This is a genomic window from Acinetobacter sp. YH12226, from assembly GCF_013417805.1.
Classification (GTDB): Bacteria; Pseudomonadota; Gammaproteobacteria; order Pseudomonadales; family Moraxellaceae; genus Acinetobacter.
The window spans coordinates 48410-70347 of sequence record NZ_VPDG01000009.1 but is presented as its reverse complement, the minus strand read 5'-3'; the positions used below and the strand labels follow the sequence as shown (position 1 = coordinate 70347).

Sequence of the window (21938 nt, the reverse complement as noted above, 5' to 3'; positions counted from 1 at the left end):
GAGAAATTTACTCGATTTGCATTGTTTAATCTCGCGCATTTTTTAATCTATATGTTGGTTACATTACAAACAAAGGTATAAAAGATGAATAAGAATATTTTCCTCTCAACCGTTCTATGTGGTTTATGTTTTGCGCCGTTTGCTGCATCAGCGAATGATAAGGTCGAAACCATTTATAATACACAAAAGTACCAACAGGTTTGTAAAGGCAAATCCCAAGGTGCACAAGTCAGTTTTGCCCATCGCGGCATTATCTGGAATGGTACCTGTGAACCGCAGTTTTTCGCTTCATCCAAAAACGCTTCAATCAAAGGCGATGAAGCCGAACTCATGAGTACTTGTAGCGGCAACAGTGGTGCAACCACTGCCACCATTAATGGTGCCGAAGTCAAAGGTAAATGTGCATTAGGCTTTATGCCACCACGCCCTCAGGGACAATCTCAGATGCAAAGTCAGCCAATGCAGCCACCGATGCAAAGCCAACCAATGCAGCATCAGATGAACCAGCCAGCACAGCCTGACTCACCAATGCAAGGCCAGCCAGGTATGTAGCCGATATATATCTAAATAGTTTAGATTTCAAGTAAAAGTTTTGACGGGCAAAGTGACTGCATTTTGCCCGTTTTTTATTGCTTATTTATTCATCTAGGCTAAACTCAAAATATATCTATAAATGTATAATAAAAAGGCAAATTCATGGATTCGGGGTTTTTTAGCGTTTTTTTGCCAATTACATTGGCAATCATGATGATGGGGCTGGGGCTAGAACTCACCATCAAAGATTTCCTGCGCTTAAGTCGCTATCCTAAAGTCATTTTTATTACTTTATTTGCGCAGTTAGTGCTGTTACCCAGTATTGCTTTTTTTATTTGTCTGATTTTGGACTTGCCCGCTTTGCTTGCTGTAGGTCTGATGTTGCTAGCCGCCTCACCTGGTGGCCCAACCGCAAACCTGTTTAGCTACATATATAAAGGTGATGTAGCACTGAATATTACTCTAACCGCCATTAATACCATCATCTCTATTTTTACCCTGCCCTTTATTATCAATCTGTCCTTACACTACTTTATGAGTCATGACTCAAACGTGACTTTTCCAGTTGAAAAGATTGTGCAGGTCTTTTTAATTACCTTGATTCCCGTGATCATGGGTATGCTGCTTCGAGCCAAATTTCCAAACCTGTCGATTACAGTCAGCAGGCCCATGCGCTTACTCTCTATCGGTTTTTTAGCTATATTGTTGATATTTGCCATTTTCAGAGAACGGTCGAATTTGGTCGAATACTTTGCCAGTATTGGTACAGCAACTGCGATTTTATGTTTTTCCAGCCTGTTTATTGGCTATTGCATTCCTCTACTCATGGGCATTCCAGAGAAAATGGCACGCGCCTGTACTTTTGAAATCGGCATTCACAACACTGCCATTGCCCTGACGATTGCGATATCGGTCTTAAATAATGTCACGATGGCTATTCCTGCAGGCATTTATACAATTTTCATGTACAGTTTCGCCACTATTTTCGGTGTGCTAATTAGCCGCCAGCAAGTGGTGTATAGCAACAAGGGGCGTTTATCAGATTTGTAATTTATTTGGCTGATTCTGCTATAAGGCTGTATGCTTTTCCAAAGAAAATCAGAAGTATTAAAACAATTTTCGACAAGGAGCATACAGATGGATTCTGGCCTTATAACGATATTACTGCCGCTGGCACTTGCAATCATCATGATGGGACTGGGCCTTGAACTGACGCCTCGGGACTTTAGCCGTGTCACTCGTCACCCCAAAGCCGTATTTATAGCATTGTTCTGCCAACTGGTTATTCTGGTTGGCATTGCCTTTTTACTCTGCAAGCTATTCGCTTTAACCCCATTACTCTCAGTCGGGTTGATGCTCCTGGCGGCTTCGCCCGGGGGTGCAACAGCCAACCTGTTTAGCTATCTGTTTAAAGGTGACTTAGCCCTCAATATCACTTTGACTGCTATCAACTCAGTCATCGCAGCGATTACCTTACCTTTAATTATTAATTTTTCGATCATGCATTTTATGCAGGATAGCCAGCAAGTTGGCCTGCAATTCGGCAAGATTCTGCAAGTCTTTGCGATCATCCTGATTCCGGTGGGAATTGGCATGTTGATTCGGCGCTATGCACCAGGCGTGACCGCAAAACTGAATCGGCCGCTGCGGATTTTTTCGATTGGCTTTTTGGTGCTGATTATTATTGCCACACTCATCAAAGAGCGCAGCAATATCGGTGAATACTTGACCCAGGTGGGTCTGGCGACTGCCTTGTTCTGCATCCTGAGCCTGAGTATTGGTTATCTGATTCCGCGACTACTGAATATTAATAGCGCTCAAGCCCGTGCCAGTGCATTTGAAATTGGCATTCATAACAGCACCCTCGCCATGACCATTGCCCTGACCGTGATTGGCAGTGCTGCTGTGGCGATGCCAGCCGCGGTTTATTCTATCTTTATGTATATCTTTGCTGCAATTTTTGGCAGTCTGTTGAACCGGCTTGCACCACTCCCGGCGCAAACACCTTTAACGAATCTGGATTAGATAAGCTCTGGAACTGTTCAAAGGATGCCTCAGGCATCCTTTTTATTTTGGGAATGGATCAAGAAGATAGCAGCGTTGAGTCTGAACTTCCGTTACAATAGCTTTTTGAAAAATGTATAAAGGTTATTTCTGTGAAGTGGTTACAAATTCATATTACGGTTGAACAGGCTCAGGTTGATTTTACTGAGACATTACTCAGCTCGCTAGGCGCAGTGAGTGTGACTTTGGATGATGCTGAAAACCAGGATTTGCTGGAACCACTTCCAGGTGAAACACCACTCTGGAATAAAGTGATTGTGACCGGTATTTATGCACAGGAAGAAGGCGAAGAAATTGATGTTTCCGCACTAGAAACCTTTATTCGTGCACAAATGCCAAATGCTCCGATCCATCATGAGTTGATTGAAGATCAGGCTTGGGAACGTACCTGGATGGATGCCTATGAGCCAATTCAGATTGCTGACAAATACTGGATCGTACCAGAGTGGATGGAAGCACCTGATGCCGATGCAGTGAACATCAAGCTTGATCCAGGTCTGGCTTTCGGAACAGGCAACCACGCTTCAACTTTCCTGTGCTTACAGTGGCTCGGCAAGATTGATGTGAAAGATAAAATTGTCATCGATTACGGCTGTGGCTCAGGCATTCTCGCGGTAGCTGCACTTCTCTTAGGTGCGAAAAAAGCATATGCCACGGATATCGATCCACAAGCTGTACTGGCGACTCAGCAAAACGCTGAACTGAATGGCGTACTGGACAAACTTTATGTCGGACTACCAGAAGAATTTAGAGATGAGCTCGGTAATACCAAAGCTGACGTATTTGTTGCCAATATTCTGGCAGCACCACTGATGATGCTGGCTCCTGAGTTCGCAACTTTAATTAAATCTGAGGGACAGTTCGCACTTGCTGGAGTTATCGAAGAGCAAGTTGCTGATGTTACTAGCATTTACTCAAATTATTTTGATATATTAGAGGTAGAAAAACGAGATGAGCACTGGTGCCGTATCTCGGGTAAACGCCATAAGAACGAATGAGCCTATAAATAATCCATGAGTGACAAAAGAACCCATTGCCCTACCTGTTCCACCACCTATAAGGTCACAGTTGCTCAACTCACCGTTGCGCAGGGTATGGTTTGCTGTCCCAAATGTACCACCTCATTTAATGCCTTATCGCATTTGGTGACCGAAACCCGGAATTCGGTCACCGTCTCAATGTCTCAGGCTCAGTCGAACTCCAGCGAATTCATCAAAACTGATGCTCAAAATAACTCAGGTGTTTATCACACGGATCAGCAGCATCGTCATAGCCTGCTACAGATTTTTGACCAAAAAGTTGAACATTCCAATATTGATCTGGAAACCTATTTAAATAACCTGAATTATTTCAGTACCGAGCCGATTTCAGTTCTGCCGAGCATGAACTGGGAAGATCAGGCAGAAAAGCAGACTAAACGCGGGCCAATGTACTATCTAGGCTGGAGTTTACTCAATCTGTCACTGTTCAGCCTGCTGATGTTTCAATTCTTCTGGTTCAATCCGCAATACATCAAAAACAGTCACGTTATGAGCCTGGCCTTTAACACTGCCTGTGAAGTGTTTAATTGTTCCAATCTGGAAAAATACTACACACTGATTCAGGCCAATAAAGTCAAAATCAAGGCAATCGGTAATAATGAAGCTGAGTTTAGCGGTGAGCTGATCAATTTTCATGACCGTAGCCTGGCCTTACCGATTTTAAGAATCAATCTGGAACATCGCGGTGAAGTGATTGCAACTTATAACCTGTCCTCCGAAGAGTACCTGATTGAAAGTCTGATCAATATTCAGCGCATCCCAAAAAACAGCCCGTTTAAATTCAAATTTAAGCTTCCAGTCGATCGTAAAAGCTTTGATCGCTATACTTTGGAAATAATTCGCCCCTAATCTGCTGAGAAAGCATTAAAAAATTAAAAAAAGTTAAAAAAAATGCAGTTTTCTTGCTCACTTTTGCTTAGACAATGGTATGATACGCGCCACGAAAGCTATGTGCTGCAACTCCTCGCGACTTTTTCACAACAAATACAGTCTTGCCTAATGCGCTATAAAATTTATTGCGTATCGTGCAGATTTTTTTGTTTTGATTTTGGTCAGTAACAAAACTTTAACTATTGTTACGCTTATTTTTCGACCAAATCGCAGAGATGTGTCAAGCTACAGGCTCAATGTAATGACTAAGTTTTAGAACTTCCGTTTTAGGATCTAAAATGGAGTTCATTTCAATTTCTAGACCACTTTTATATATCACTTTACCCAAGTGATATTTGTTTTTCGGATTAATTCGCATGAATAGCAAATCTCCTATTTTTACTGCACAATCTGATGTTGCTTTACGTATCCACGTAGATCGCGCAGTTCGCCACTATTTTGCACAACTGCAGGGCGAGCAACCATCTCAGGTATACGACATGGTGCTAGCAGAAATGGAGAAACCTCTTCTATCTGTAGTTCTAGAATATACACGTGGTAACCAAACACGTGCTGCCGAGATCCTCGGACTCAACCGTGGTACTTTACGTAAAAAGTTAAAAGCTCACGGTTTAATGAGTGAATAAATGATAAAATGCTTGCGGCTTCCGCAGGCATTTTTTTTAACCTGTAAATTGCTGATTTTGTTTTATTCTGTTCCTTGAAAACTGTGACGAAGATCATGACTATTAAACGCGCTTTAATCTCTGTGTCTGACAAGACTGGTATTGTTGAATTTGCACAAGAACTTGCTGCTCTAGGGGTAGAAATTTTATCTACAGGTGGTACCTACAAATTGTTGAAAGACAATAATGTGGCTGTAGTTGAAGTTTCGGAGCATACAGGTTTTCCAGAGATGATGGACGGCCGTGTAAAAACACTACATCCAAAAATTCATGGGGGTATCCTGGCTCGTCGTGGTCTAGACGAAGCTGTGATGGCTGAACACAACATTGATGCTATTGATTTAGTCGTTGTAAACCTTTATCCATTTGCTGCAACGGTAGCCAAACCAAACTGTTCACTTGCTGATGCTATCGAAAACATCGACATCGGTGGTCCTACCATGGTTCGTGCTGCAGCAAAAAACCATGCATCTGTAGGTATCATCGTAAATGCTTCTGACTATGCAACTGTCGTTGCCGAGCTTAAAGCTGAGGGTGCTTTATCTCATGCAACTCGTTTTGACCTAGCAGTAAAAGCATTTGAACATACTGCTCAATATGACGGCATGATCGCATCTTACTTAGGCGCTCGCGTAGGTAAAGAAGAAGGTCAGGCAGACAAATTTGCACGTACTTTCAATACTCAATTGAACAAAGTTCAAGACCTTCGTTACGGTGAGAACCCGCATCAAGCTGCTGCATTCTATGTAGAAGACACAGCGACTGAAGCTTCTGTTTCAACAGCGAAACAGCTTCAAGGTAAAGAACTCTCTTATAACAACATCGCAGATACTGATGCAGCACTTGAATGTGTGAAATCATTTGCGAAGCCTGCTTGTGTGATCGTTAAACACGCTAACCCATGTGGCGTTGCAGTATCTTTAGACGGTATTCAAGCAGCTTATGATCTTGCGTATGCAACAGATCCTGAATCTGCATTTGGCGGCATCATTGCATTCAACCGTGAATTAGACGTTGCAACTGCACAAGCGATTGTTGAGCGTCAATTCGTTGAAGTGATCATTGCACCAAGTATTGCTGATGGCGTACTTGAAGTGACTGGTGCGAAGAAAAACGTACGCGTACTTGTATGTGGCGAACTTCCAGCAATCGATGCGCGTCAATCGCAACTTGACTACAAACGCGTAAACGGCGGCTTGTTAGTACAAGATCAAGACTTGGGCATGATTACTAAAGCTGATCTTAAAGTGGTGACCAAGCGCGCTCCGACTGAACAAGAAATTGATGACATGATCTTTGCCTGGAAAGTCGCAAAATACGTGAAATCTAATGCGATTGTTTATGCGAAAAACCGTCAAACCATTGGTGTTGGCGCAGGTCAAATGAGCCGTGTGAACTCTGCTCGTATTGCTGCGATCAAAGCGGAACATGCTGGCTTAGTTGTTGAAGGTGCGGTAATGGCATCTGATGCATTCTTCCCATTCCGTGATGGTATTGATAACGCTGCGAAAGCAGGTATCAAATGCATTATCCAACCGGGTGGTTCTATGCGTGATGAAGAAACAATTGCTGCTGCTGATGAAGCTGGCATTGCAATGGTGTTCACTGGTATGCGTCACTTCCGTCACTAATTAGTTTTAAATCCTCCCTAGCCCTCCTTTAATAAAGGAGGGTTTTCTATATCATAGTAGAGCGAAGGGAGTCCCCCTTTTATAAAAGGGGGATTTAGGGGGATTCTATTTCAGAAGGATTTTTTTAAATGAATATTTTAGTTTTGGGTAATGGCGGTCGTGAACATGCATTGGCATGGAAAATCGCGCAAGATGACAAAGTCGCAAAAGTATTTGTAGCACCAGGTAATGCAGGTACTGCAACAGAAAATAAATGCGAAAATGTTGCCTTAAATATTTTAGACAACGCTGCAATTATCGACTTTGCAAAAAACAATGCGGTTGATTTAGTGGTTGTTGGTCCTGAAGCACCACTTGTAAATGGTGTTGTAAATGCATGCCGTGAAGCTGGCGTTAAAATTTGGGGTCCAACTCAATTTGCTGCACAGCTTGAAGGCTCTAAGGCTTTTGCCAAGCACTTCTTAAAACGCCACAACATTCCAACAGCATTCTATGATGTGTTCACTGAAGTAGATGCTGCGAAAGCATTTGTTGAGAAAAATGGTGCGCCAATCGTGATTAAGGCTGACGGTCTTGCTGCAGGTAAAGGCGTAATCGTTGCAATGACCAATCAAGAAGCATTCGATGCGATTGACGACATGCTTGCAGGCAACAAATTTGGTGATGCAGGTTCTCGTGTTGTGATCGAAGAATTCCTTGCAGGTGAAGAAGCATCTTTCATTTGTATGATTGATGGCGACAACATCTTGCCAATGGCAACTTCACAAGACCATAAGCGTATTTTTGAAGGCGACCAAGGTCCAAACACAGGCGGTATGGGTGCTTACTCTCCTGCGCCTGTTGTAACAGCTGAAGTTTTTGAAAAAACCATGAATGAAGTGATGCGTCCTACCGTTGAAGGTATGAAAAAAGATGGTCACGTTTATACAGGTTTCTTATACGCAGGCTTGATGATTGACGACAAAGGTCAACCAAAAGTGATCGAGTTTAACTGTCGTTTTGGCGACCCTGAAACTCAACCAATCATGATGCGTTTAAAATCATCTTTAGTTGATTTGGTTGAAGCTGGTATTGCGGGTAACTTACCTGCGGAAGCTGAATGGGATGAGCGTAAGACTGTAGGTATCGTACTAGCATCTAAAGGTTACCCTGAAACTTCAAGCAATGGCGATGTAATTTCAGGCTTAGACACTGAAATGACTGATGCGAAAGTGTTCCATGCAGGTACTAAAGCACTTGAGAATGGTGACATCGTAACTGCTGGTGGACGTGTTCTTTGCGTGACTGCACTCGGCAATACCATTGGTGAAGCGCAAGCAAAAGCGTTAGAGCTTTGCGAAAAAGTGGCTTTCGACGGCGTTCAATACCGTAAAGATATTGGTTACCGCGCGATTGCTCGTGAAAATGCTTAATCTGATTTAAGTATAAAAAACCCCGCTTAGTGCGGGGTTTTTAAATACTAAAATAAATATTTTCAACAAATTAAAATTTATGCTCTAACGTAATAAATACGTGATCCCTACTTTCAGGATAATCACCAAATTTAAATTTAACTTCCCCTATGTCTTCTCTTTTTGACTCAGCACGAACTGAAGATACTGAATCAACCCAAAAAGTTTCAAACCCTTCGTTTTTACGTACAATATCTTCATCCTCACAAATAGCTCATACTGTTTGTTCAGGATCTAATTTCTTTAACTGTTCAATTAATTCTTTAACTGTTCAATTAATTCTTTAACCTTCATTTATGATCACCATCTTCTAAACTTATAATATTTAAAAATTATTTGTTAACGTAAAAAGATATTTGATTTTTTACAATTACATATTTGAAATTCAAACTACAAAAATAAAGCCTATACCTTTGTAGTCTATATTATCTCAACAGCCTAAAACAGATTCAACTACGATCCCAATAACTTTTTATTGTTTTGAAATATCTCATTTTCTATAGCCTACTTTTTTCAGTTTTTTTACACTCTATCTCGAAGCTAGCTATTTCTAGGATTTAATTCATGAATACCGACGGATTCAAATAGATTTAATACTAAACTTTCTTCGAAAAATGCCACTCTATGGAACTGAGCACCCCCAACTTCACTTTTCATTCTCACATTTAAGCAAAATTCATGAAGTGATATTTTCATAGATTTACATTGCACCGTCATTTTATTTTTATAATAACAATTAAGGAATTATAATCTTGCATATATGAAAAATATCCAAACCCCTCGCCTGCTCCTGCGCCAATGGCAAGACTCCGACACTGCGCCTTTTATCCAAATGTGTGCAGATAACGAGGTCATGCGCTACTTCCCTAAAAAACTTAATGCGACTGAGGCAACTGCTTTTCTAGAACGTATCCGCACAGATATCGAAAAACGCGGCTGGGAATTCTTTGCGGTAGAACTCAAAGCCACAGGCGAATTTATTGGCTTTATCGGTCTGAATGTTCATCCATCTGAATTGGAAATTGCCGATGCCCCTGAAATTGGCTGGCGCTTGTTACCGCAATATTGGCATCAAGGCTATGCGACTGAAGGAGCCAAAGCAGTACTGAAATATGCCTTTAGAACCCTGCGCCTAGAGAAAGTCATTTCTTTTACTGCCTGCATCAACACGCCCTCAGAACGTGTCATGCAAAATATTGGCTTAGAAAAAGTGGGAGAGTTTGATCATCCACTTGTACCTGCCGATCATATCTTGTGTAGACACGTACTCTATGAAAAACAGCGTTCAGATTATCTGTATATTCCCTTCTGTTAAAACAAGCTTGTAGTATCATGACCTGAGAAGACCAAGATCAGATACTAAGCTTAGTTAATATAAAGGAAAGATTTATCTCGTTAATGATAGAATTTTCTTAATTTGCCAAAAATCAGATATTTTCTTTAATTTATCTATATGCATTTTTTATATTTCTATCTTACAAAATCTTATAAAGATCAGTATTTAGACATATCTATTAAAGCCATATTTTCAATATAAATAATATATTGTTTTAATTAATATTTTCTTTAAAAGATCTTTTTTATATTCGACTAAAGAGATAAGCAAGGCTTTTCTATCCAGTATATCGAATATAGATTTATTGCTATGATATCCACAACTTCAGAGCCCCTAAACCTTTCCATGTACTTATAAAATATCTATTTTCTCTCTCCAAAATAGATCAAGTACATCAGATTTGGGCTGCCTCTGACTTGATCAAGTTCATCAGAACTGTTGCTGCACGCTTGCATCTTCTGATCTCAAGCCCTCCTTAGCAATGATCAAGCCACCTACTTAGATCGTAATAAAACTCTTATTTAACACGATTTAAAAATGCTTATACTCTAGGCAAGAATAGAATTAGGACAATTTCATGAAAAAGTTACTTGGCGTTATCTTGAGTGCCTCTGTATTGACTTTAACTGGGTGTGGTAAACAGGAAGCGCCTGCGAATGATGCAGCGCAAAGCAAAGATGCAAATGGTCTTCAGACTGTAACTATGGCTTCGACCGGTTCAGATGCAGACGTATGGCGTTATATCGCGACCCTGCCTGAAACCAAAGCAGCCGGCATCAAACTTGATGTGAAAAATTTCACTGACTACGTGTCAATGAACACGGCAGTAGCCAACAAAGAAATTGATGTGAATGCATTCCAGTCTTATGCCTATATGGTTGCTTACAACGATGCCAACACAGCCAAAATTGCACCTCTATCTACCACTTATTTAGAGCCAATGGGTATTTACTCAAGCAAAGTGAAATCTTTAAACGAGTTTAAAACCGGTGCGACCATTGCCATTCCGAATGACGGCGCAAACGAATCACGTGCATTATTACTTTTACAATCAGCAGGCCTAGTTAAATTAAAAGCTGGTTTTGACAATGTCAAAGGTACAACTTCTGATGTGACCGAAAATGCAAAACAAATCGTGATTAAGCCGATTCAAATGGCGACTGCAGTACGTGTAAAAGATGAAGTTGATGCGATTGTGCTGGGCAATACCCTGGCAATGGAAGGTGGTTTAAACGTATTGAAAGATGCGATTTACTATGAGCCAATCGATCAAAGCACAAAAATGAATGTCAACGTATTAGCTGTTGCAGCAGACCGTCAAAACGATCCAGTCCTGCAAAAAGTGGGTGCGTTGTATCATACGCCAGCAGTAAAAGCATATGTTGATGAACATTTTGGTGGTACGAAAGTTGCGGTAAACAAACCTGTGACGTATTTAACTGAATCAAAATAGTACTATAATAGACTTTTAGAACAGGCAAGGACGATTTCTTGCCTGTTTTTTTATCCGTGATGCAGTTTTTGACACTATGATTGAATTTAAAGATATTTCAAAACAGTATGAGCTTAAGGGTCAAACCTTGCATGCCTTGAATCAGATTAATCTTCAGATTCCAACCGGCAGTATTTTTGGCATCATCGGTTATAGTGGTGCCGGTAAAAGCACCCTCATCCGTCTGATCAACCTGCTTGAGCGCCCAAGCTCAGGCCGGATTATCATTAACGGAACAGATTTTACCGCACTGGATGCCAAAGCATTGCGTCAAGAACGTGCCAGCATCGGCATGATTTTCCAGCATTTCAATTTAATGCAAACCAAAACCGTGGCAGCCAATATCGAAATGCCCATGAAACTCCTCGGCTGGAGCAAGGCAGAACGGGAAAAGCGCCTCGAAGAATTATTAGACTTTATTGACCTGAAACATAAACGTCATGCTTTTCCAGATGAATTGTCTGGCGGTCAAAAGCAGCGTGTTGGTATTGCCCGTGCCCTTGCCAATCATCCAAAAATTTTACTCTGTGATGAAGCGACTTCTGCACTTGATCCACAAACCACCAAATCTGTTCTACAGCTACTTAAAAAAATTAATGAAGAACAAGGCATCACCATTGTTATGGTTACCCATGAAATGGATGTAATTGAAACCGTGTGTGATTATGTCGCCGTGATGGAAAAAGGTGATGTGATTGAAACCGGCAGTACCTTACAAATATTCAGTCAGCCCCAGCACCCGACCACCAAGAATTTCATTCAGACCGTATTACAGCAGCATTTACCAGTCAATATTCTGACCAATCTGGAAAACCAGAATCACAACAGTATTTACTGCCTGAAATTCCTCGGCAGTTCGGCTCAGGAAACCGTGATTCAAGCGGTGATTAAACAATTTAATATCAGTTTAAATATTCTATTTGCCAATATGACCGAAATTAATGGCACGGTGATTGGCCAGATGTTTATTCAGCTACTGGGTGATGCACAAGAAATTCAAGCAGCAATAAAATTCCTTGAACAACACGGCGTACAAGTCGATCAGGCGGGAGTACAGGCATGAGAGATTTGATTGTACAGTGGCTAACAACGATCACGGCGCCGTTCTGGAAAAGCTCCCTGTCGATAGATCAGTTTGTGACAGCGCTGCAAGAAACCTTTCATATGGTGTTCTTCGCGATGCTGTTTGGCTGTATCTGGGGCTTCATTCAGGCGATTACTCTACTGGTGACCCGTCCGAATGGGATTCTGCCGAATCGTGTGATTTATCACGGTCTCAATCCGATTGTGAATGCGCTACGTTCATTGCCATTTATTATCTTGCTGATTGCGGTGATTCCACTGACCAAGTTAATTGTCGGCACATCGATTGGGACCTGGGCAGCGATTGTTCCATTGACCATTTATGTCGGCCCATACATTGGTCGCCTGATTGAAACCTCTTTACTCGAAGTGAATCAAGGTATTATCGAATCTGCCCAAGCGATGGGCGCGACGCCAATGCAAATTATCTTTAAGTTTATTCTGCCGGAAGCGCGTAGCTCACTGATTCTAAACTTGACTACTGCTACCATCAGTTTGATTGGTGCAACGGCAATGGCCGGTGCTGTCGGTGCGGGTGGTATTGGTGACTTAGCGATTTCTTATGGTTATCAGCGTTTTGATACCTCTGTAGTCATCATGACGGTGATTGTATTACTGATTCTAGTGCAGATTGTACAAAGCCTCGGTGACTGGTTATCCCGACTTCGTTAAGCTAGTTTTTATGTATGAATAAAGCCCTCTAAAAAGAGGGTTTTATTGTTTTTAATACTTACGATCCCTTTCTCATTATTTCAAAGTAAAGTCCTGCAACTATTTGATACGTGCCACGGCGACAGGAAGTCGCCCGTTGATTTGTGGCACATGGAAGTGCCATCAGATCAACAAAGGGGTTTTGTTACTTTTGTCCCGTCAAAAGTAAAAGAAAATATCTTCTAACAACTAACTAAATAATCAGCTTAAAAAATCAAATTCAAACTTGACCTAAAAGTTAGCCATTTCCCCTCAATTTCAAACTGAAACAATAAATCCCATGTTAAACTATTCAATGGTTTTAGCAGGGACTCATCTATGCACTTTGTTCATCTTGGTATTCATACAGAATTTTCGATTACTGAATCCATCGTACGGATACCTGACTTGGTCAAAGCTGCCGAAGAAGAACAGATGCCTGCCCTTGCGCTCACGGATCTTTCTAACCTGCATGCTGCCGTCAAGTTCTATGGCAAATGTCTGAGCAAAGGCATCAAGCCGATTCTGGGTTCTGAAATTCGCCTGAATGATGCCGAACATCGCATGACCTTATTGGCCATGACCAATACCGGCTGGCGTAATTTGACTGAATTAGTATCTGAAGGCTTTATCAGTGGCCAGCAACTGGATATTCCCTGCGTTCAAAAACAATGGATTTTAAATCAGCCTGAGGACATGATTGCCCTGCTCGGCATGCATTCCGATGTCGGCAAAATGCTGATGAGTTCAAATCCGCAAAAAGCGGAACCGCTGCTAGAAGAATGGGTCGAAAAATTTGGTAATCGTGTTTATCTTGCCCTGACCCGTACCAATCGTCCGGATGAAGATAACTTTATTCTGGAAGCCGTTAAGCTGGCAAAAAAATACAATATCGGTGTGGTCGCACATAATGATGTGCATTTCATGACCCGTGAAGATTATGAAGCGCATGAAGCACGGGTATGTATTGCAGATGGTTATGTGCTTGGTGACAACCGCCGCCCTAAAACCTATTCACCTGAACAATATTTCAAATCTGCTGAAGAAATGACGGCGCTGTTCTCGGATATTCCATCTGCGATTGAGAACACCTATCACATTGCCAAACGCTGTAATGTGACGCTGCAACTGGGCAAATACTTCCTGCCTGATTATCCGATTCCTGAAGGTCATACCATTGATACCTTCTTTGCACACTTGTCCAAAGAAGGTCTGGAAGAACGCCTGAATTTCCTGTATCCGCCTGAACAACGTGATGAAGACTGGCCAGAAATCCGCAAGCCTTATGATGAGCGTATCGAATACGAGATTAACATCATTAACTCGATGGGATTCCCGGGCTACTTCCTGATCGTGATGGACTTCATTCAGTGGTCGAAAAGTAACGGCGTTCCGGTCGGTCCGGGCCGTGGTTCGGGTGCAGGTTCACTGGTCGCCTATAGCTTAAAAATTACCGATCTTGACCCGCTGCGTTATGAACTGCTGTTCGAACGTTTCCTGAACCCGGAACGTGTTTCGATGCCCGACTTCGACGTCGATTTCTGTATCGCAGGCCGTGACCGCGTGATTGACTATGTAGCACGTACCTATGGCCGTGATGCGGTCTCCCAGATTGCAACATTCGGCACTATGGCGGCCAAAGGTGCGATTCGTGATGTTGCGCGCGTTTTGGGTAAATCTTATGGCTTGGCGGATCGTATCTCGAAAATGATTCCGACCAAGCCTTTAGGTCTAAGCCTGCTTGAGTCACTAGAAGCTGAACCCCAGCTTAAAGATATCGTCACCAATCCATCCAATCCAGACCATGACGATGCAGCCGAAATCTGGGAAATGGCACTGAAACTGGAAGGTATTACCCGAAACACCGGTAAACACGCCGGTGGTGTGGTGATCTCGCCAACCAAAATTACCGATTTCTCTGCGGTCATGTGTGATGCCGATGGTACCGGACGCGTGGCACAGTTCGATAAAGACGATGTCGAATCTGCAGGTCTGGTGAAGTTTGACTTCTTGGGTTTGCGTAACCTGACGGTGATTGAAGATGCGGTTAAAAATATCAATAAACGCATCAAAGCGGATAAACCTTTAGATATTGCTTATATCCCGCTTGAAGATAAAGACGCATATCTGGTCTTTGCCAATGCCAACACCACCGCGGTATTCCAGTTTGAATCCGTGGGCATGAAGAAGATGCTGAAAGAGGCACGCCCGAGCAAGTTTGAAGAAATTATTGCCTTCGTATCGCTGTACCGTCCAGGCCCGATGGATCTGATTCCTGACTTTATCCACCGGATGCATGGTGGCGATTTTGAATATCTGCATCCCTTGCTTGAAGGCGTACTAGAACCCACTTATGGGATTATGGTGTATCAGGAACAGGTAATGCAGGCTGCACAGTACTGTGCCGGCTATACCCTCGGCGGCGCGGATTTGTTACGTCGTGCCATGGGTAAGAAAAAACCGGAAGAAATGGTCAAACAGCGCCAGATCTTTATTGAAGGTGCATCGAAAAAAGACATTGATGAAGCAACGGCCAACCATATCTTCGACTATATGGAAAAGTTCGCCGGCTACGGTTTTAACAAATCGCATGCGGCTGCTTATGCTTTGGTTGCCTACCAAACTGCATGGCTGAAAGCGCATTATCCGGCAGAATTCCTGTCTGCGGTATTGACCTCGGAGATGCAGAACACCGACAACGTGGTATTCCTGATTGATGACTGTCGCAAGAATAATCTGGAAGTTTTACCACCGTCAGTGAATATGTCGCTGTATCAATTCCATGCTATCGATGAGCAAACCATTGTCTATGGTCTGGGGGCGATCAAAGGCGTCGGTGAAGCGGCGATGCAGTCGGTGATTGACTCGCGTGCACAAGAAGGTCCATTCCGTGACTTGTTTGATTTCTGTCATCGTATTGACCTGAAAAAAATCAATAAGCGTACTCTAGAAGCACTGATTCGTTCAGGTGCACTGGATTGCTTGGGAATTGACCGTGCCGACCTGATGGCGCAACTGCCTGAAGCGGTTCAAGCTGCGGAACAGGCACGTTCCAATCGTGAAACCGGCATCATGGACCTGTTTGGCGAAGTTGAAGAAGTTCAGCGCAAGCCATCTAAGCCAGTCAAACCTTGGGCAGATGAAGTTCGCCTGAAAGGTGAGAAAGACACGCTTGGCCTGTATTTAACCGGCCACCCGATTGATGTGTATCGCAATGAACTAAAAGCCTTTGTGCCTAGTCAGATCAATGAGCTGACGCCGACCCGCCGTGGCGTGACCACCGTGTTTGCAGGATTGGTGGTGGATATTGCCAACTTTCCGAACCGGATGATGATGACACTGGATGATGGTACGGCACGGATTGAGATTTCAGCCAATCACGAACGCTTCAACCGCTTTAAAGAGATTATCCAGCTCGATAAAGTGGTGGTGATTGAAGGTGAAATTTATGAGCGTGAAGGCTTTGACCGTCCGATGGGACGCCTCACCAAAGCATTTAGCCTGAATGAAATTCGTCAGAAACGTGCCAATAGCATCAAGATTACTCTCACAGCCGAGCATTTCAGCAAGAGCTTGAGCCGTGACCTGCAGCAGATTCTGACTCCTTATTGTAATGTCGATATGTCAGCACATATTCCGGTGATTCTGTATCTGGACTATCCGTATGCCACGACTGAACTGCATCTGGGTCTCAACTGGAAAGTTGCCCCACTGGATGAGCTCTTAGCCAAATTGCGTGATTATTTTGGTAAAGAAGCCTTGCATATTGAGTATCAGGTCAAGTCCAAAGCTGCCAAAGCCGTGTCCTATGAACAGGCCAAGCCGGTGGATATTCCTCCGCCGCCTGCGAGCATGAGCATGGATGATGCACTGGAGCTGTATCAGGCTGAATCCCAGCCGCAATATTCATAAATCCTGATCTTTAAAACACCTTAAAATTGGAATCCTCATGAGTCAAATTGACAATGCTGCTGTTTCAGCACATCTCTCCCATGTGCGTATTGTCATGGTCAATACCACTTTACCTGCCAATATCGGCAGTGCCTTACGTGCCATGAAAACCATGGGCTTGTCTAAGCTGGTTCTGGTGGCACCGAAAACCTATCCGCATCCGGATATTGACGCGCTGGCCGCGGGTGCAACTGACCTGATCGAGCAGATCGAGATTGTAGAAACCCTTGAAGATGCCATTAAAGACTGTCAGATTGTATTCGGTACCAGCGCACGTAGCCGTACCATTCCCTGGCCGCTGTTAGATGTGCGCCCTGCCGCTGAAAAAGCCATGTCCGCCGTGGTACAAAATCAGCAGGAAGTCGCGATTCTATTTGGCCGTGAAGACCGTGGTCTGACCAATGAAGAACTGGCGATGGCCAATTATCATCTGACTATTCCTGTGAATACTGATTATGGCGTACTGAATGTAGCTCAGGCGATTCAGGTGATCTGCTATGAGATGCGCATGGCAACGATGAGTCAAATTGAACAGCCACGTGATGCTAAAGCGACCATGCAAGTCATTGATGGCATTGAAATGGAATGGGATGAACCTTTAGTCAATCATGCGCAGATGGAACAGTTCTATCCGCACTTGGAAAAAATGCTGGCAGAAATTGAATTTATGGATCCAAAAAATCCAAGATTATTGCCTTTACGCTTGCGTCGTCTCTTCGGACGTATACAATTAGATCGTATGGAATATCACTTACTTCGTGGTATTTTCAGCCGTGTTCAGGCATTGAATAACGGTACCTGGAAAAAATCTTCACACACATCATCACAGGACGAGGATCAAATCTAATGCTAAAACAGCTCAAAGAAGATATACAAGCTGTCTTTGCGCGCGATCCTGCAGCACGCAATACCTTAGAAGTCTTAACCACTTACCCTGGCATTCATGCGCTGATCATGCATCGCATGGCACATGAGCTATGGAACAAAGACTGTAAAGGAACTGCGCGTGCGTTGTCTTCGTTTAGCCGCTTTGCCACCGGCATTGAAATTCATCCCGGCGCAAAAATTGGCCGCCGTTTCTTTATCGATCACGGTATGGGTGTCGTAATTGGCGAAACTGCTGAAATTGGCGATGACGTGACGCTTTATCACGGCGTGACTTTGGGTGGAACCACCTGGAATAAAGGTAAACGTCATCCAACGCTAGAAGATGGCGTGGTAGTCGGTGCTGGTGCCAAGATTCTTGGACCATTTACCGTGGGTAAAAATGCCAAAGTCGGTTCTAATGCGGTCGTCACCAAAGCAGTTCCTGAGAACGCCACAGCGGTGGGCAACCCGGCACGTTTTATCACCAAAGACAAACCCAAAGATGATGCTGAAGCCCGTCGTCGTGACTATGCCGAAAGTATCGGTTTCCAGCCCTATGCCGCGACTGAAGACCAGTCTGATCCGATTTTAGAAGGTATGCGGATTCTGCTGGATCGCATTCAGCAAAATGAAAAACGCATGAACAACTTGTGCAATCGTCTTTCTTTGTTAGATCCGACCTTTAACAAGCAGCAACAGGATGGCCAGCCTTTGAGCAAAAAAGAGTTGGAGATTCTGGAAGAAGCGCGCCGTGAATGTGAAGCGCAAACCAGCCAATCCAAAGCCTGAATATCACACTTCACTCTGTAACACGGGTTTACTTGCATGATCGTTATACTTTTCATAGACTGACGATCATGCAATTTTTGAATAGATGTTTTAAAAATAACAGAATGGATGACTATTATGACCTTTAAGCCCTTGGCACTTGCTTGCTTAGCATTCACAATTACTGCGTGTTCGATCACTCCTCAGAAATCTGCTGAGAAACCTGTAGACCAAGTGGTTTTTGTAGAGCCTGAACTGTCCCCACCATTTTATGCTTTAAATTCATTCAATTATAATGAACCGCCTGAATTTGAAGTGCATTTGAAAAAGGCTGCGGCCCAGCCTGTAACCAAGATGGTGGTGACGGATCCTAATGATCCATCCAAGCAATTGACTCTGGATGTGAATAAACTGATTATTCCAGTGGTAGATAGCAATACCCGTGCAATGCGTTATGCAGCACTTGCCAATTCAAATGAAATCGATATCACCGAAATTGACGATTTCCTGCAAATGGTCGAAGGTAAGGCACGTCATTATCCACCACGTTTCAGCGATCGTCAGGAACGCCGTGGTTTTGAAGCCAAATTGCGTGAAGTCACCCGACAACTGGATACTTTAGCGGCCCGTCCAAATGCCTCTTTTGATGTGTTGATGCGTGCTTTTAAAGCCAGCGTGATGGCACGTAACCTGGATCTGGGTTCAGTTTATACCACCAATTCCCTGACCTATGCCCAGCGTATTCTCAAAATTAACCCGGATGATCCTGAAGTCAACTTCTGGTTTGGTTTTGGTCTGTCTGAAGGCGGTGGTCAACGTGAAGCCATCGCTTATCTGGACAAAGCCATGAAAGCTGGCGTTCAGGAGGCTTATCTTTCTGCAGCCAATAACTATATTGCATTGGAACAGAAAAAAAATGCCACTCAAACCTTGGCGAACTATAAAGTGAAATATCCGCAAGAAGCTGAAGTAGCAGACCGTCTGATTCAGGAAATTGAGAAAAATGGTCGCTGGAATGTTTGGCAAATTTTGCAAACATCAACACCCGCTCCGGCTACAGACCCAGCAACAGCACCGGTGACCCCATAATCAAGATTCGCTTCAATTTGATTACAAATAGACTGCTACGGCGGTCTATTTTTATGGGAAAAAATTAGTAAAATACAAAACATTATCCCGCTTTATAACTTGAATTCAGTGAAAAGTTTTATGCACGAAAAAATAAATAAAAGATTAATGCTGTGCACTTTACTCATCACCAGCGTACTCAGCGGCTGTCAGGTGGTGAGTGTTAAGGAACAGGCCATTAATGTCACGCTGAACAATGAGCGTGACAGCATCTTGACCCGCGACAAGCTCAGTGAAGCCAGTCTGAATGTGTTGTCCATGACAGGTCGTGAAGCCCAGATCTGTATTGATCAGCCCGAAGAATGTGTGGAAGATCTGAAAAGTATTCCCCAAATTTTAGATGAACAATTGCTTTCTACAGCAAGTGAATTATATCTAGCCAACTCCTTACAAAATGCCAAGTCTGCTGAATGTAACACCGGAATTTTAAACAAAACCCGATCACCGGAAAAACAGCAACAACACAAGCAGAACATCCAGAAATGTCTGGATCAGCAGCTCACTATGCTGGATAAAAGCATTCGTTATAGCTATGCCTATCTATTTAAAACCGAGCGTGCGCCGCAAGAGCGTATTTTTGATAACCGTCAGGTCCAGATTCGTGACTTTTATAACCTGGCAATTGCTCATCTGATTCAACGCTATGCTGAACGTTATGAAGCCAAACAGTCCGGCCAGCGCATTCAGGTCGGTGACAGTGTATACACCATTGATCTGGAAAATTTTCCGCAGCTGAAAAACCAGACCATTGAACAGCTGATGTCTACCTATAACATGAACTTTTCCGGCCTACGTTCCATCACCCGCCGTGATGGTTTTGGTTCAGAATTTTTAGTGGTCTTACCTGAAGCACAGCAAACCGAGCAGGATAAAAAATATATTGTCGATCCGCTCAAGCACAACTATCCAAATGGTAAAAATCCAAACATTCATTCAGCCCGCTATCTGGCGACCACCATTACCGCTGTGCCTAAATCAGCGAATTCGACCGAACAGATTTTATCTACTTCGGAGTTTCACCTGAAACTCTATGATCCTTATAAGCATGAAAAGATCAAAGTGGCTTCGAAAGAATATGCGCTGGCCGCCAACTTTTCTGCACCTTACGGCTTATGGCTGGCCGAGAACAATCTGGGGCGTTTAGCCTATCTGACCCTGATTAATCGCGAAGACAGTCTGAGCATGCCGCATCTGTACATGCTGGAACCTTATAATCCGGACAAGAAAGTGCTGGTATTGATTCATGGCTTGGCCAGTAGTCCTGAAGCCTGGATTCGTCTGACCAACGACATTATGGGTGATCCGGTATTAAGGGAAAATTTCCAGGTCTGGCAGGTATTTTATTCTACCAATATGCCGATTCTGGAAAGCCGTTTTCAAATTAATGCCCTGGTTCAGCAAGGCTTTGCCCGGGTTGCGAACAATGCACCAGCCAAAAAAGATGCGGTACTGGTCGGACATAGTATGGGAGGCGTGATTGCCCGTTTAATGGTCAGTCAGGCCGATATTACTCAAGATGCATTCAAGCTGGTACAAAATACCCGCATTGCACAGTTTAAGGATAACCCGCTCTTTAAAGCACGCCTGCAAATGCAGCCTATTCCAAATTTCACCCGGGCCATTTTCTTAGCAACTCCGCATCGTGGGACAGAATATGCCGACCGCTGGCATACCAAACTGGCCCGTAAAATTATCCGTATACCGGGTGCATTTTTGGGTGCCTTTGCCGATACCCTGCAAGGCCAGATCGGGTTAAACGAGTTTGTCAAAGAACTGGGGCATGACCTGATTCAAAATGGCCCAAGCGATCTGAGTGAAAATTCAAAATTCACGGCGTTGACCCAGGATATTCAGCCTTCTAAAGATATCAAATTTCACTCGATTATCGGCAATACCGTAGATACGCAAGACACCAAGCTCATGAGCGATGATATCGTTTCATATGAGAGTGCTTACCTAAATGGTGCTGTATCTAGCAAAGTCATTAAGGGTGGCCACTCGATTCAGGAAACGCCTGAAGCCGTACTGGAATTACGCCGGATTCTCAGATTACATCTGACCGATCTTGGTCTTTATGATCCGGAATAAACTATCGTCTTGATTGAGACTTGCCACCGCATGTTCGCATCCGGTGGTTTATTTTTTAAAATTGCAAATAATGCTGAATAAGAAGCCATAGCGACAGATCTGAGCGCTGACTTAAAGATTCATCTGGAATTTCATTTCTTTCTAAAAATTAAATTTGATAGACTTGCTGCAATACAGCTTTAAAGCTGAATTGAATCAGCAGATTCATTTCACATTTTCGATCTCCTGTGCTCAACCATGTTGGATTGGCCTGATTGAA

The 21938-nt window shown here is 43.3% G+C and carries 17 protein-coding genes; all 17 read left to right on the top strand.

What is annotated here, in order from left to right; translation table 11 throughout:
- Positions 1 to 84: 84 nt before the first annotated feature.
- The 17 genes from FTV08_RS10415 to FTV08_RS10335 all read left to right on the top strand — a co-directional run bounded on the left by FTV08_RS10415 (position 85) and on the right by FTV08_RS10335 (position 21679).
- Positions 85 to 552, top strand: coding sequence for a hypothetical protein (locus tag FTV08_RS10415; protein ID WP_004646706.1), 468 nt, complete (start codon positions 85 to 87; stop codon positions 550 to 552).
- A gap of 144 nt (positions 553 to 696) precedes the next feature.
- On the top strand, positions 697 to 1584 hold the full coding sequence (locus FTV08_RS10410; RefSeq protein WP_180087268.1) for a bile acid:sodium symporter family protein: 888 nt from the start codon (positions 697 to 699) through the stop codon (positions 1582 to 1584).
- An 87-nt stretch (positions 1585 to 1671) separates the two neighbouring features.
- The gene (locus tag FTV08_RS10405) at positions 1672 to 2559 is read left to right on the top strand and encodes a bile acid:sodium symporter family protein (protein WP_004646703.1); all 888 of its coding nucleotides are present in this window, start codon (positions 1672 to 1674) and stop codon (positions 2557 to 2559) included.
- Between the two features lie 131 nt (positions 2560 to 2690).
- Complete coding sequence (gene prmA, locus FTV08_RS10400; RefSeq protein WP_180087267.1) at positions 2691 to 3596, top strand: 50S ribosomal protein L11 methyltransferase; 906 nt, start codon at positions 2691 to 2693, stop codon at positions 3594 to 3596.
- A 15-nt stretch (positions 3597 to 3611) separates the two neighbouring features.
- Entirely contained in the window at positions 3612 to 4487 is an 876-nt protein-coding gene (locus tag FTV08_RS10395) for an MJ0042-type zinc finger domain-containing protein (protein WP_180087266.1), read from the top strand.
- Between the two features lie 398 nt (positions 4488 to 4885).
- Positions 4886 to 5155, top strand: a complete 270-nt coding sequence (gene fis, locus FTV08_RS10390) for a DNA-binding transcriptional regulator Fis (protein WP_001086304.1) — start codon at positions 4886 to 4888, stop codon at positions 5153 to 5155.
- Positions 5156 to 5250: 95 nt separating this feature from the next.
- Positions 5251 to 6825 carry a bifunctional phosphoribosylaminoimidazolecarboxamide formyltransferase/IMP cyclohydrolase gene (purH, locus tag FTV08_RS10385; protein ID WP_180087265.1) on the top strand — a complete coding sequence of 525 codons (1575 nt, stop codon included), beginning with the start codon at positions 5251 to 5253 and terminating at the stop codon, positions 6823 to 6825.
- A 128-nt stretch (positions 6826 to 6953) separates the two neighbouring features.
- On the top strand, positions 6954 to 8237 hold the full coding sequence (purD, locus tag FTV08_RS10380; RefSeq protein WP_180087264.1) for a phosphoribosylamine--glycine ligase: 1284 nt from the start codon (positions 6954 to 6956) through the stop codon (positions 8235 to 8237).
- A 799-nt stretch (positions 8238 to 9036) separates the two neighbouring features.
- Positions 9037 to 9591, top strand: a complete 555-nt coding sequence (locus FTV08_RS10375) for a GNAT family N-acetyltransferase (protein ID WP_180087263.1) — start codon at positions 9037 to 9039, stop codon at positions 9589 to 9591.
- A 598-nt stretch (positions 9592 to 10189) separates the two neighbouring features.
- Positions 10190 to 11065: a MetQ/NlpA family ABC transporter substrate-binding protein gene (locus tag FTV08_RS10370; protein WP_005107214.1), complete on the top strand. Its 876-nt coding sequence runs from the start codon at positions 10190 to 10192 to the stop codon at positions 11063 to 11065.
- 76 nt (positions 11066 to 11141) lie between these two features.
- Positions 11142 to 12167 carry a methionine ABC transporter ATP-binding protein gene (locus FTV08_RS10365; protein ID WP_044110226.1) on the top strand — a complete coding sequence of 342 codons (1026 nt, stop codon included), beginning with the start codon at positions 11142 to 11144 and terminating at the stop codon, positions 12165 to 12167.
- A complete protein-coding gene (locus tag FTV08_RS10360; RefSeq protein ID WP_180087262.1) occupies positions 12164 to 12859 on the top strand; it encodes a methionine ABC transporter permease in 696 nt (231 codons plus the stop codon). Before FTV08_RS10365 ends, FTV08_RS10360 begins: the two co-directional genes overlap by 4 nt.
- Positions 12860 to 13216: 357 nt before the next feature.
- Complete coding sequence (dnaE, locus tag FTV08_RS10355) at positions 13217 to 16789, top strand: DNA polymerase III subunit alpha (protein ID WP_044110229.1); 3573 nt, start codon at positions 13217 to 13219, stop codon at positions 16787 to 16789.
- Positions 16790 to 16826: 37 nt separating this feature from the next.
- On the top strand, positions 16827 to 17675 hold the full coding sequence (locus FTV08_RS10350) for an RNA methyltransferase (protein ID WP_004646690.1): 849 nt from the start codon (positions 16827 to 16829) through the stop codon (positions 17673 to 17675).
- Entirely contained in the window at positions 17675 to 18484 is an 810-nt protein-coding gene (gene cysE / locus FTV08_RS10345) for a serine O-acetyltransferase (RefSeq protein WP_004279928.1), read from the top strand. The genes FTV08_RS10350 and cysE overlap by 1 nt, the downstream gene beginning before the upstream one ends.
- Positions 18485 to 18601: 117 nt before the next feature.
- Complete coding sequence (locus tag FTV08_RS10340; RefSeq protein WP_180087261.1) at positions 18602 to 19552, top strand: ABUW_2363 family tetratricopeptide repeat lipoprotein; 951 nt, start codon at positions 18602 to 18604, stop codon at positions 19550 to 19552.
- Between the two features lie 120 nt (positions 19553 to 19672).
- Positions 19673 to 21679 carry a triacylglycerol lipase gene (locus FTV08_RS10335; protein ID WP_218947208.1) on the top strand — a complete coding sequence of 669 codons (2007 nt, stop codon included), beginning with the start codon at positions 19673 to 19675 and terminating at the stop codon, positions 21677 to 21679.
- Positions 21680 to 21938: the final 259 nt, after the last annotated feature.